This window comes from Paenibacillus sp. sg306046, assembly GCF_059821225.1.
This window is the reverse complement of sequence record NZ_JCAMRT010000019.1, coordinates 1-12,461: the sequence shown is the minus strand read 5'-3', so window position 1 is coordinate 12,461 and position 12,461 is coordinate 1. Positions and strand designations below refer to the sequence as shown.

Here is a 12,461-nt window from a genome sequence, read left to right as displayed (position 1 = left end):
CGATTGCAACAGCTTTTGCATCAGATGGACCGAATCGTAATCGGGCAGCAGCACAATATCCGCTTGCTGCTGACGGCATTTTTGGCAGGCGGCCATGTGCTGCTGGAAGGCGTGCCGGGACTAGGGAAAACGAAGATGGTCCGCACGCTCGCCGACCTGGTGGACGGCACGTTCAGCCGTGTGCAATTTACCCCGGATATGATGCCAAGCGACATTACGGGCAACGTCGTATTTAATATGAAGAGCAACGAATTTGAGACGATCCGCGGTCCCGTGTTTACGCATTTGCTGCTGGCCGATGAAATTAATCGGACGCCGCCCAAGACGCAGTCGGCGCTGCTGGAGGCGATGGAGGAGCGTCAGGTGACGATTCAAGGACAGACCCATAAGCTGCCTGATCCGTTTTTCGTCGTCGCGACGCAAAATCCGGTGGAATACGAGGGCACCTATCCGCTGCCGGAGGCGCAGCTGGACCGGTTTCTGTTCAAGCTGATCGTGTCCTACCCGTCGCCGGAGGCCGAGCTAAGCATTTTGCGCGAGCACAAGCCGTTTTACGCGCATGGCGGGGGCCGGGCCGAGCAGCCGCCTGCCCTGTCGCTGGCACGGCTGGGCGAGCTGCGCCAGCAGCTCAGCGAGGTGGTGGTGCAGGACTCGCTGCTTGCTTATATCGCTACGCTCGTCCGCACGACGCGGGAGGACAAGCGGGTGCTGCTGGGCGCCAGCCCGCGGGCTGGCATCGCGCTGATGATGGCGGGCAAAGCATGGGCGCTGCTGGACGGACGCGCCTTTGTCACGCCGGATGATATCAAGACGGTAGCTGTTCCGACGCTGCGTCACCGGCTGCTGCTGACGCCGCAGGTGGAATTGGAGGGGGAGACGAGTGACCACTTCATCCAGGAAACGCTGGCCCAAATTCCGGTCCCTCGCTGACCGGCTGGAGCGGCGGCTCATCGTGCCTACGCCGCGTCTGGCCGCCGTCGTTGCGGCGGGCGCGCTGGTCGTGGCCGGGGGCTACGCTGCGGGGGTTGGCGATGCTGTTTTTATCGCGGTAAATGTGCTGCTGCTGGCCGCATCCGTGCTGGACTTGTCGCTGCTTCCCCGGTGCGGCGCGCTGCAGGTGAGCCGCGAGCTGCCGGGGCAAGCCGATCTGGGCGCCGACTTCCAGGTTAAGTTGACGGTAACTGCGTCTGCTCCGCTGTCGCAAACGCTTCGGCTGGAGGCGGTGGACGATGTGCCGCAGGTGTTCCGCATCGCGGAAGGCGAGCGTCTGCAGACAACGTGGCAGGGCAGAGAGGCCGTGCTGGCGTATACGGCGGCAGGGCTGGAGCGCGGCTCGTATACCTTGAAACGGATCAGGCTTCGTTTCAGCGGCAATCTGGGTCTGTGGTCCAAGCAAATGCTGGTCAGCACGGAGCAGCGCATTCGCATTTACCCCGATTTGTCGGCGGTCCGCGGCTTGCTGGCGTCGGCCCAGCGCGATCTTGTGCTGGATGGACGGCGTGTCTACAAGCGGGAGCGGTCAGGCTCGGAATTTCATGCGATTCGCGAATATGTGACAGACGATGATCCGCGGTTTATTAACTGGCGGGCATCGGCGCGGTCAAGGTCGCTGATGACCAACGTATTTCGGCCCGAGCGGGGCAAGGTCGTCACGATTTTATTGGATTGCGGACGGATGATGGGGGTCGAGCTGGACGGTCGCACGAAGCTGGATGCCGCACTGGAGGCGGCGCTTGCGCTTGCTGCGGTTGCGTTGAAGCAGGGGGACAAGGTGGCTGTGCTGGCTTTTTCCAGCAAGGTGCGGGTGTATGTGCCGCCGGGTGCGGGGCTGCCTCATTTGCAGACGATTACGGAAGCGGTTTTCGACCTGAACGCGGAGTTTGTAGAGGCCAGCTATTCGATGGCGCTGCAGCATCTGATGCGGGTGCAGAAAAAACGCGGGCTTATTGTACTGTTCTCCGATCTGGATAACTATATGTTTGAAAACCAGCTGCTGCCGCTGCTGCTCCGGCTGCGCAGGCAGCATCATGTGCTGCTGCTGGGGCTGCGCGACGAGGTGCTGCACAGCTGGGCGCATAAGCCGACCGCTAGCCGGCGCGAAGCTTACATTAAAAGCCTCGCGCACAAGCTCACACTCGATCGGCGGGACTACGCGGCCGGGATGGCCGCTCGCGGAATCGACGTTGTCGATGTGCCGGTCGGCGAGCTGGCATGGACGGCTGTCAGCCAATACCTTGATGTGAAAGCCGACGATCTGCTGTAACGGTGGACGGCTGCCCGACGCTGCTGTCCGGCAGTCGCCGCCTGCGGGCCGAGATGACGCCGTAGGCGATGTACAGTCCGAGCGCCAGCAGCGTCAGTCCGGCGAACGCATATTTCATTTCCAGCGAAAGCGCGGAGGGCGTAATATAACCTTCGATAATGCCGGCGATGACAAACAGCGGGATCGTGCCGATCAGCAGCAGCGCCGATTCCTTCACGGAGCGAAGGAACATGTACTTGCGCGTGTACGGGCCGGGCACGATCATCCGGTAGCCCATGAACAGTCCCGCGCCTCCTGCGATGAAGATGGCGGTCAGCTCGATAATGCCGTGCGGCAAAATATACGCCCAGAAGATGTAGCTGCGGCCGGATTGCCAGAACAGCGCCGTCAGCGCGCCGATGATCAGACCGTTATAAGCCATCACATACACGGTCAGCACGCCAAATGTAATGCCGCTTACGAAGGCAAGCACAGCGACGCGGATGTTGTTCGTCATAATGGACGTTGAGACGACAGCGTGCTGCATCGTATCGTGACCTTCGCCAACCCGCTGCGGGTCGACGTTTTCGGCGATCGAGGCGGGCAGGACCGTGTATAAGTTCAGCGGGTCCTGCCAGACGGCTGCAAAGCCGCACAAGCCGCCGACGAGGAACAGCAGCAGCGCCAGTGCAATGAACCATTTGCGTTCCAGCAAATAGCCGGCAAAGCGGCGCTTGAAAAAATCGCCGAGCCGGCTGTCGGATTGCCGCTGCCCGGCATGCACGGCGTGGTGCGCGCGCGTGACGATCTGGTTCAGATACACGAGCGTATCGTCGCCGCCGTAATACGTTTGGGCGTAAGCCAGGTGAGCGGAGGCTTGCTTGTACAGCACAGTCAGCCGGTCAATATCCGCTGCCTGCACCTCGCTCTTGCGGCGCTCGAACCGGTCGAGCAGCTTCTCAAGCTCGGACCAGACGGGCCGCTGCTCACGGATGAATCGTTGAATCTCCATAAGATGAAACGTGCCTCCTTCGCAATCAATGCTATGTACCATACTACCACAAAAACTGGAAGAAGGAGAAGGTGATCCTGACATGAGCGAATCATTAAACCGCGAGGCGGACATTGTAACCCCGGAGCACGTCCGTCTCCAGTTCCGTACAGCCGGGCTTGGCAGCCGGGCGGCGGCTCAACTGCTCGATGTGCTTGTGCTGGGAGCGGCATTGGCTGCGATGTCGCTGCTAGTCGGCCTCGCCGTATTGCTGACCGGCTCTACGATGGCCGGGATCGGAGGCGAATATGCGTCTGCGTTCCTCGGCTTGTTCAGCTTTGCGCTCATCGGCGCTTATTTTGTGCTGACGGAATACTTCATGGCCGGGCAGTCCCTCGGGAAAAGATGGGTCGGGCTTCGGGTCGTTCAGGAAAACGGTCAGCCGCTCACTTTCCTGGCGGCGGTCATTCGCAACTTTTTTCGGCTGATTGATTTTTTGCCGTCCTTTTATTTTCTTGGCGCGCTGTGGATGTTTTTTCACGCGAAGGATAAGCGGCTCGGTGATTTGGCGGCAGGCACGCTTGTCATTCGCGACACGCGGCATGATCAGCTGGCGCTGCGCCGACGGACGGAGAAGTGGTTGAGCAATTGGAAGCAGCCCCGCCCGGACATTCAACTGACGGAGGCGGAGCGCAGAAAAATCGAACGTGAGGATTGGCTGCTGCTTTCGTCCTTCGTGGAGCGGCTGCCTTCGCTGGATCAAATGAAACGAGAGACGCTGGCCTGGCAAATCGCCCAGCGATTTGCCGACAGGCTTGGACTGGATATCCATCCGTATGCCAGCAGCCAGACGGCGCTGTTGATTGTGCTGTACGAGCAGTTGTCGGAGGATTGGACGTTGTAGGCTTGGAGAGCGGGGATTGCTTAGACAGCGGCCGTTTCCTCAATCGGGCCGTTCAGCAGCTGCTTCAGCTGAAGATAAAGCAGATCAGGCGATTCGGCGCAAATCACGCCGGATTTGCCGACCTTTGCCACGCATTGCTTCGAGCACAGCTTACAGCAGCCGAGGCAATCTTTCTTTTTATGCTCGACGTCGGGAAATTCGTCCTTCATCGACTTGAAAACGGACTTGGAGCCGTTTTTGAAGTTTTTACAGCAATATTTGATTTTCATCAGGAAGTCTCCTTCGGCCTTATGCATGCCAATGATAATCATTCTCGATTATTATAGGCGCTGTACAAGCCTGCTGTCAATGAAGGAAACGGATTCGGACACCAAAAGTGAGGGAGCGAATGGAGCATGAGTTTTGCTACGACGCCGCAGGTTGCGTTTGCACGCGACACGGCTGTTTTTTTCGATCTGGACGATACGTTATATGATCAATTGGAGCCATTTCGTCAAGGGGTCGATCAGGCTGTCGGCTTGCCGGACGGCTTGTTTACGTATGAGCAGGCGTACGCCAAGGTGCGGCACTACAGCGATCTGCTGTGGGACGACTACAAGCGGGGAGAGCTGGAGCTGGAGCAGCTGCGCAGGCTGCGCTACCAGCTTGCCTGACGCGAGCTGGGCTGCGAGCTGGAGATGGCGCAATGCGCGCAGCTGCAGGAGGCTTATGTCGCGGAGCAGGGACGGATTCGGCTGTTTCCCGAGGTGGCGCCGGCCTTGCGGCAGCTTGCTGCCGAGGGCCGGACATTTGGCCTCATTACGAACGGACCGGTCGAGCATCAGCGCAGCAAAATCCGCACGCTTGGTCTGGACCTGCTTATACCGCGGGAACGGCAATTTATTTCGGATGCAGTCGGCATAGCGAAGCCTGATCCCGGCATTTTCCGATTTGTGAATGAACAGACGGGAACGGAACCGCAGCGCTGTGTCTATATCGGCGATATGTGGCTGAACGATATCGTCGGCTCCGGGGCCGCAGGCTGGCGGTCGATCTGGATCAACAATCGGGAGCGGCAGCCGGGCGTGGACGGACGGGCCGATCGGATCGTTTCCAGCTTTGCCCGGGTCCCCGCCTTGCTCGGCTTAGCGGAAGGGTGAGGCTGAACCCCGACCTAGGTCCAGTCCGATCCTGTTCGCAGGTTGGTAGGAACGTCTTTCTCCTCTATTTATAATGAAGTTAAGTGATGAGGAGAGAGAAAGGGATGGACAACATGCACGCAGGAACAGAAGCAGCCGCGATCGGCTGGAATCAGTCATTTTTAATCAAAATGCAGTATTTTCTCATAACGACGCTGCCGCTTGCCTTGACGGGCTTTGCGTTTGCCGTTTGTTTTTTCACGCTCGGCGTGGCATTGACACCGATCGGAATCGGGATTCCGATTTTGTACTTTGCGCTGATCGGCTGCAAGCGGCTGCAGGAGCTGGATGCCCGCGCGCTTGGACGCCCGGAGCAGCCGCTTCTATCGCAGCAGGCAGGCGAGCCGCTGACGGATTGGCCTCAGGAGCCGGGAAAAAGCGGTATGAAGGCGGTGCTGCTGTCGCTGGATTCATATTTGCCGGTGCTGTACTGGATGGTCAAGCTGCCGCTCAGTATCGTGCAATTTGTGCTGGCGGTGACGTTTCCGCTGGTTGGCTTTGTATTACTGTTTGCCCCGCTGGTCTATATCGCTGCCATGCAAGGGTACGGCTACGACTTGTTCGCAGGTGATGCTGTCATGGAACTGCTGCTTCCGATGGCTACGCCGCAGCAGCGCTCTTATGTCGTCGCGGGTGTCGGTTTCATCTGGTTTTTGCTCGGGATTTACGTGGTGAACCGGATGTTCAAGTGGGCGATCTGGTTCGTTAGCGCCTGGAGCAAATAATTCGATTTGGGACTATATTCGTGATATAATCGTTCCATCGGGTTTGAAGCCGACAAGAACAAGGCAAATCTGACGAAAGTCAGTGGCGCAAAGCTAAAGGGACTAACGTGTAAACTATGTCAGCCAGCTGCCGGAGGTCCGAAGACGACAACTTCGCTCCCCATTTGGCTGTGCAGGGGAGCTTTTTTGCATCCGCTGTACACCAAGCTTTTGGCAAAAATTCAGCGGAGGTTGAGGGGTATGAACGAAAGAGAAGCGCGGGAACTGAACGAATTATTGGGCGATAAGGTGGCAACGAATTTGCTGCAGGAGATGAGCCAGGCTTCCCGGGAAGAGCTGCTGGCGATGCGCGAGGCGTTTGAGACGCTGATGCATTATGAGCAGAACCTGAAGCAACCGCTGCATTAAAAAACCGCAGCCTTGGCAAGGCTGCTTGTAATGAAGCTTGCTTGCTGCGTGAAGAAACGGAACAAGCAAGCGACAGTGAGCCTATTCAGCGAGCGAACCTGCTCGCTATACATGGACCCGGCCCTGGAGGCCGGGTTTTTTGCGTTCCACAAGCGTCGGCGTTCCCGGCCTTCAATTCAAGCCTTCACAGCCGGACGATTACGCGCCCGCGCAGTCGGCCTTGGCGGATGTCGTCGAGCGCAGCGGGCAGCTCCTCCAGGCTGATGGTACGGAAGCCCGCCGCCAGGTAGGCATGAGGCTTCCAGTCTCCGCCCAGGCTACTCCAAATCTGCTGCCGGACATGCATCGGGCAGTACACCGAGTCGATGCCCAGCAGCTTGATGCCGCGCAAAATAAAAGGATACACGGTCGCCGGAAAGGCAGCGCCGCCGGTTAACCCGCTGACGGCGGCTGCGCCTCCGTAGCGCAGGGAGCCCAAAATAAACGGCAGCGCTTCGCCGCCGACCGGATCAATCGCAGCGCTCCACGTCTCACGGCGCAGCGGCTTGGCTTCCGGAGGGCGCAGCTCGTCGCGCCCGATCAAGGCTGAAGCGCCGAGCTGCCGCAAGTAGGCGTGCTCGGCGGATTTGCCTGTGCTGGCCGTGACCCGGTATCCGCGTGCGGCCAGCAGGGCGACAGCCACGCTGCCGACGCCGCCGGTTGCCCCGGTCACGAGTACCGGCGGCGTGGCGTCCCCCGGCTGCAGCCCGTTGCGCTCCAGCTCATACAGCGACAATGCGGCTGTAAAGCCTGCGGTGCCAAGCGCCATCGCTTCGGCCAACGACAAACCGTCCGGCAGCGGAACGACCCAGTCGGACGGGACGCGGGCGTATTCGCTGAAGCCGCCTGCATGCGTGACGCCAAGCTCGTAGCCGGTCACAAGCACCGGATCGCCCGGAGCGAAGGCGGCATCGTTGCTCGTCTCCACGACGCCCGCGAGGTCAATGCCGGGCGTAAACGGGTAGTTTTTCACAATCGGGCTGTTCGGCAGGCTGGCGAGCCCGTCCTTGTAATTGACGCTGGAGTAATGAACACGAATCGTGACATTCCCCGGCGGCAGCTGCTCCGGTTCAAGCTGACGGATGGAGCCGGAGGCGGTATCGCCTGATTTGTCCAGCACAAAGGCGCAAAAGGGTTTCATTCAACAATCGTCTCCCTTCGGAATGGTTCAATTCTCCCCTCCATACTATACCTGCCGAAGGCAATTGACAAGCTGGCGGGACGGACAAGCAGGAACGTGGCAGGAGAGCATGGATCCCCGGAAAAAGGAGCGCTTTTGCCCTCAAGCCAAGTGCTGCTCCAGTTGCGACTATCTCTAATAAACATAAGGAATGCGGATATGCACAAGCAGCCCGATCAGCACAGGCACGATCAGCGAGCCAAGCGCCAGACGGCTGGCCAGGTTGCCGGTGTCCGCGAGCGCCAAGGTTATAGTGCCGTACAGCAGCGGTCCTGCGATCGACGACACTTTTCCGGAAAAGGCAAACAGTCCGAAAAACTGGCCCCGCTTCTCAACAGGCGTCAGCTCAACGATCATCGTCCGCGACGTGACCCACATTGCGCCCATGGAGACGCCGTACAAGCTGCCCGCCAGCCAAAACAAGCCTTGGCTGGACGTCAGCGCAGCGAGGACAATAGACACCATCATAATGACCGCGACCGCGCCGACGGCCCGCTTCGATCCGATGGAGCGGGCTACGTAGCCGAACAGAAACGATCCGACAATGCTGGATATCGTCGACACGAGGTACAGCATAATAAATTGCCCGGTCGAGAAGCCGATGACAGCTTTGACATAGACGCCCATGACGGCAATTGCGGTTGCGACGGCATCATTGAAAAAAAAGTACGCGATCATAAACAGGAACACGGCTCGGTACGTGCGCGCTTCCTTCACCGCTTGCCAAATGTCACGGTACCCGGAAAAGAAGGAAGCGCGCGGTCCGGCAGCTGCCGGCTTACCTGGAGGCTCCTTGTACAGCAGAAACAGCGGCAGCAAAAACGCTTTTTTCCGCCCGGTCCGGTCGATCAGTACGCCGTACAAAGGTGTCATCAGTACAAGGAACACGCTGGCGAGCGCGTTCGTATACGTGATGAAGGTGCTGGCGATCTGGTTCAGCCTTTCGCTGCCGCCGAGCGCTTCCTGCAAATAAAACGGAAAAAAGATCGTAATGATGTTGGAGGTAAAGATGGTATTGGCGAAATCATACAGCGCCCAGACGAGTACAGGCAACGACGTATACAGCTGCCAGCTGCTCCTTGGAAGCTCGGGGATGTTGCGCGTCGCAGATGGAGGGGCTGTGGACATGTCGACACACGCTCCTTTCGTTTCGATCCTATGCTCCATGTATTCGTGGCCGTCAGGCGGATGCCTTGCATTTCATCGAAAATTTACATAGGCAGCATCCAGATTCGGGCAGACAAACCGATCTCCGGCTTCCCATGCATTCCCACAATCGGTTATACTGAAGGTGCAGGAGGTTTCAACCACTTCGCTAAAAGGAGGCTGTACCGCCATGAGTAAAGTGCTGATCGTCGACGATTCACTCTTTATGCGCATGCTGCTAAGGGATGTCATCCTTGAATTAGGTCATGAATCGGTAGTTGAAGCCAGCAACGGGATGGAAGCGTTATCATTATATGTGAGCGAGCGGCCGGACATTGTCACCTTGGACATCAAGATGCCGGATATGGACGGGATGCAGGTGCTGGACAAGCTGATGGCGATGGACCCGGAGGCCAAGGTGGTCATGGTGTCGGTGATGGGTCAGCAGTCGCTGCTCATTCAGGCGATTCGGATGGGGGCGCGCGATTTCGTCATCAAGCCATTTAACAAGGAGCGGATTCGCCAAGCGTTGATTCATGCGGTGGAGGCGAGGGAGCCCGTCAGCCACTGACTGGCGGGTAGTCCGTGAGAAATTTGGTGCGGAGCTAAACGTTTGATACAATCATGGAGTACGTATGTGTCAAGCATGCGCGGATTTCACGATGGAAAGAGAGGCACTTGTACCATGCAAATTACGTATCATGGTCATTCCTGCATTCAGCTGACATCCGGCGGGAACTCGCTGGTGATTGATCCGTTTCTGAGCGGCAATCCGCTGGCGGTAACTACGCCGGAGGATATTCAAGTCGATTACGTGCTGTTGACGCATGCGCATCAGGATCATATTTTGGATGCGGCTCCGATTGCCAGAGCCAATGGCGCGACGGTTGTCGCTCCGTTTGAACTGGCGGCTTATATGGAAACCAAAGGTGTGAAGACGCTGGGGATGAATATCGGAGGCCGGGCCGGATTAGGCTTTGCCGAGGTTCAGATGACCCATGCGTTCCACAGCTCGGGCGTCGTGCTTGCAGAGCAGGGCCAGATCGTCTACGGGGGCATGCCTGCGGGCTATATCATCCGCTGGAACGGATTGACCTTGTACCATAGCGGGGATACGGGACTGTTTTCCGACTTGAAGATGTTCGGCGAGCTGAATGATATTGATGTTGCCTTTCTGCCGATTGGCGATTTATATACGATGGGGCCGGATGATGCGGTGCTGGCGGCTCAATGGCTCCGGGCGAAAGCAGTCGTGCCATTGCACTTTGATACATTCCCGCCGATTCGTCAGGATACAGCCGCGTTTGCGGACAAATTGGAGCGTGTCGGCATCCAGGGCCTTCCGCTGAAGCCGGGAGATCAACATACGATTGGATAGAGGAGCAGGACACCGCATGAGGATTCAACAGGTTGCAGTGACCTCCGAGGAGCAGCTTAAACAGTGCCTGGACGTCAGGGTGGAAGTATTTGTGAAGGAGCAGCACGTACCGGCTGAGCTGGAGGTCGATGAGTATGATGCGTCCTGGGATGCCTGCCGCCATTACTTGCTGCTGGATTACGACAAGCCGGTGGCCGCTGCGCGTTACCGAATGTATGACGAGCATACCGCCAAGCTGCAGCGGATCGCGGTTCTTGCTGCCTATCGGGGCCATGGCCTTGGCAAGCGAATCATCGGGATGATGGAGGAGCATATCCGCTCACAGGGGATCAAGGCGGTTATCCTGGACGGACAAGTTCAGGCGGAGCCGTTTTACCGAAGTCTTGGCTATGTCAGTATTTCGGCGGAGCCTTTTCTGGACGCGGGCATCTGGCATGTGCGAATGCAGAAAGCATGGGAAGACCTTGAGTAGCCGACGGCCGGACAGGCCGTTTTTTCTTTGAACACATGCCGATGCCATGCCAGAGTACGGTCGTATTCAATGCCGCTATTTTGACAGCTTTGCGGTTTACGCCACTTGTCACAGCTTGTTCGTTGGAATCGGCCCGGCTATAGGTTACACTCAAGAGAAACTATACAGCGAGGGGTAGGACTGTAATTGGAACGAGAGGAGCTCTTGCAGGAGGCGATTGCTTTTATCCGTACCTGCTATGGAGAATTGCATAAATCCGCCGCCGAAGCGGACGCCCGAATCAGCGACATCCGTGCTTCGATTGCACGCTCCGGCACTTATGTCCATACAGCGGAGGAGCTGGCGCATGGGGCCAAGATGGCTTGGCGCAACAGCAACCGTTGCATCGGGCGGCTGTTCTGGGAGACGCTGGAGATATTCGACGCGCGTGCGGCAGCTACCGAGGATGAAATGGCTGGGGCATTATTTCACCATCTGGACTTTGCGACCAATGGCGGACGTATTCGTCCGGCGATTACCGTCTTCCGGCCATCGGCGGCCGGGGAGCCGGAAGCGCGGATCTGGAACCGCCAACTCATTCGTTACGCAGGTTATCGCACCGATGCGGGGGTGGTCGGCGACCCGATCTCGGCGGAGCTGACGGCCTTTTGCCAATCGCTTGGCTGGCAAGGAGCAGGCACGGCATTTGACGTGCTCCCGCTGGTGCTGAGCTTGCGGAGTGATACTCCGCGGCTGTATGACATCCCGCAGCGCCTCGTGCTGGAAGTGCCGCTGACGCACCCGGACTATCCGGCATTTGCGGAGCTGGGGTTGAAATGGTACGCGGTCCCGTTTGTGTCGGACATGCGGCTGGAGATCGGCGGGCTGTCTTACCCGGCGGCTCCATTCAACGGCTGGTATATGGGGACGGAAATCGGGGCGCGCAATTTGGCCGATCAGGACCGTTATAACATGCTGCCGGAGATGGCCCGGATTATGGGACTCGATACGGCGCGGGAATCGTCGCTCTGGCGCGACAAGGCGCTGGTGGAGCTGAATGTGGCGGTGCTGCATGCCTTCAAAAGCAACAGCGTTGCTATCGTCGATCACCATACGGCGGCTCAGCAGTTCAAACGATTTGAAGAAAATGAGGGGAATAAGGGGCGGGCCGTTACTGGAGACTGGACTTGGCTGATTCCGCCGGTGTCTCCGGCAACGACGCATATTTTTCATACCAGCTACGACAACAGCATCGTGAAGCCGAACTTTTTTAACGTCGATGACGCCGGGGGATACCAGGGACATGGGACGGATGGGCATGAATACTAAGAAAGCTTCGGATCGAAGCCCCTTCAACATAGCTACATGCGTGCTTTAGTGGCAGCTTTTCTTGCGATTATAGAATCGTTCAGCTTCGCTGATAATTTATACATTCTATAATCCTCAAACAAACCTGACGAATGGGTATTCGTCAGGTTTTCGTCATCTATGCCCGGCGCGGGGGGAGTCAGCTTCAATTCCCGATAGAGCAGGGGACCGCTCAAATATGTCGGTGCTTCTTTTGGGTTGAGGATTATTTTGGAGACTACCATGTGCTGCTTGTCTTTGATTATACAAGGAATGAGGGGGATGGTTTGCCGTTGTTCAAACGGTCTCCGACCGTGTTCGGCAGCCGACTGGCAAGCAGACAAGCAACCCCGGCTCCGGCAGCCTGGCCGAACAGGGGTTGTAAGGATAATTACACATAAAAATTCAATTTTTCTAAATTTTATACGAAAAAATAATTAAATTTGTGGTTCGTACAATTTACGTTGTTCGA

At 57.7% G+C, this 12,461-nt stretch carries 15 protein-coding genes and 1 riboswitch; of the genes, 11 read left to right on the top strand and 4 right to left on the bottom strand.

Annotated elements, in window-relative coordinates; genetic code table 11:
* Positions 1-3: 3 nt before the first annotated feature.
* Positions 4-930 (top strand): AAA family ATPase, encoded by a 927-nt coding sequence (locus AC6ROY_RS18605; protein ID WP_500102083.1) that lies wholly within the window; start codon positions 4-6, stop codon positions 928-930.
* Positions 881-2,263: a DUF58 domain-containing protein gene (locus AC6ROY_RS18600; protein WP_500102082.1), complete on the top strand. Its 1,383-nt coding sequence runs from the start codon at positions 881-883 to the stop codon at positions 2,261-2,263. Before AC6ROY_RS18605 ends, AC6ROY_RS18600 begins: the two co-directional genes overlap by 50 nt.
* Here AC6ROY_RS18600 and AC6ROY_RS18595 read toward each other — a convergent pair.
* Positions 2,223-3,254 carry a stage II sporulation protein M gene (locus AC6ROY_RS18595; protein WP_500102080.1) on the bottom strand — a complete coding sequence of 344 codons (1,032 nt, stop codon included), beginning with the start codon at positions 3,252-3,254 and terminating at the stop codon, positions 2,223-2,225. The genes AC6ROY_RS18600 and AC6ROY_RS18595 overlap by 41 nt on opposite strands.
* Before the next feature lie 82 nt (positions 3,255-3,336).
* On the opposite strand from AC6ROY_RS18595, the gene AC6ROY_RS18590 reads away from it, so the two are divergent.
* Positions 3,337-4,137 (top strand): RDD family protein, encoded by an 801-nt coding sequence (locus AC6ROY_RS18590; RefSeq protein ID WP_500102079.1) that lies wholly within the window; start codon positions 3,337-3,339, stop codon positions 4,135-4,137.
* 20 nt (positions 4,138-4,157) lie between these two features.
* On the opposite strand, the gene AC6ROY_RS18585 is transcribed toward AC6ROY_RS18590, so the two are convergent.
* Positions 4,158-4,406, bottom strand: coding sequence for a DUF1450 domain-containing protein (locus AC6ROY_RS18585; RefSeq protein ID WP_500102077.1), 249 nt, complete (start codon positions 4,404-4,406; stop codon positions 4,158-4,160).
* Between the two features lie 126 nt (positions 4,407-4,532).
* On the opposite strand from AC6ROY_RS18585, the gene AC6ROY_RS18580 reads away from it, so the two are divergent.
* The 4 genes from AC6ROY_RS18580 (at position 4,533) to AC6ROY_RS18565 (ending at position 6,448) form a co-directional block, all read left to right on the top strand.
* Positions 4,533-4,790 (top strand): hypothetical protein, encoded by a 258-nt coding sequence (locus AC6ROY_RS18580; protein WP_500102075.1) that lies wholly within the window; start codon positions 4,533-4,535, stop codon positions 4,788-4,790.
* 24 nt (positions 4,791-4,814) lie between these two features.
* A complete protein-coding gene (locus tag AC6ROY_RS18575; RefSeq protein ID WP_500102074.1) occupies positions 4,815-5,276 on the top strand; it encodes an HAD family hydrolase in 462 nt (153 codons plus the stop codon).
* A gap of 104 nt (positions 5,277-5,380) precedes the next feature.
* Entirely contained in the window at positions 5,381-6,040 is a 660-nt protein-coding gene (locus AC6ROY_RS18570; protein WP_500102072.1) for a sensor domain-containing protein, read from the top strand.
* Positions 6,041-6,092: 52 nt separating this feature from the next.
* A riboswitch (cyclic di-GMP riboswitch) is annotated at positions 6,093-6,175 on the top strand.
* A 105-nt stretch (positions 6,176-6,280) separates the two neighbouring features.
* Positions 6,281-6,448: a hypothetical protein gene (locus AC6ROY_RS18565; protein WP_500102071.1), complete on the top strand. Its 168-nt coding sequence runs from the start codon at positions 6,281-6,283 to the stop codon at positions 6,446-6,448.
* Between the two features lie 184 nt (positions 6,449-6,632).
* On the opposite strand, the gene AC6ROY_RS18560 is transcribed toward AC6ROY_RS18565, so the two are convergent.
* A complete protein-coding gene (locus AC6ROY_RS18560; protein WP_500102070.1) occupies positions 6,633-7,628 on the bottom strand; it encodes an acrylyl-CoA reductase family protein in 996 nt (331 codons plus the stop codon).
* Between the two features lie 174 nt (positions 7,629-7,802).
* Positions 7,803-8,795, bottom strand: a complete 993-nt coding sequence (locus AC6ROY_RS18555) for an MFS transporter (RefSeq protein ID WP_500102069.1) — start codon at positions 8,793-8,795, stop codon at positions 7,803-7,805.
* 208 nt (positions 8,796-9,003) lie between these two features.
* Here AC6ROY_RS18555 and AC6ROY_RS18550 point away from each other — a divergent pair, with 208 nt between their 5' ends.
* From AC6ROY_RS18550 to AC6ROY_RS18535, 4 genes are all read left to right on the top strand, one after another.
* Entirely contained in the window at positions 9,004-9,384 is a 381-nt protein-coding gene (locus tag AC6ROY_RS18550; RefSeq protein ID WP_500102067.1) for a response regulator, read from the top strand.
* A 114-nt stretch (positions 9,385-9,498) separates the two neighbouring features.
* Positions 9,499-10,191: a metal-dependent hydrolase gene (locus AC6ROY_RS18545; protein ID WP_500102065.1), complete on the top strand. Its 693-nt coding sequence runs from the start codon at positions 9,499-9,501 to the stop codon at positions 10,189-10,191.
* Positions 10,192-10,207: 16 nt separating this feature from the next.
* Entirely contained in the window at positions 10,208-10,663 is a 456-nt protein-coding gene (locus AC6ROY_RS18540; RefSeq protein WP_500102064.1) for a GNAT family N-acetyltransferase, read from the top strand.
* 186 nt (positions 10,664-10,849) lie between these two features.
* Complete coding sequence (locus AC6ROY_RS18535; protein ID WP_500102062.1) at positions 10,850-11,971, top strand: nitric oxide synthase oxygenase; 1,122 nt, start codon at positions 10,850-10,852, stop codon at positions 11,969-11,971.
* Positions 11,972-12,461 lie beyond the last annotated feature (490 nt).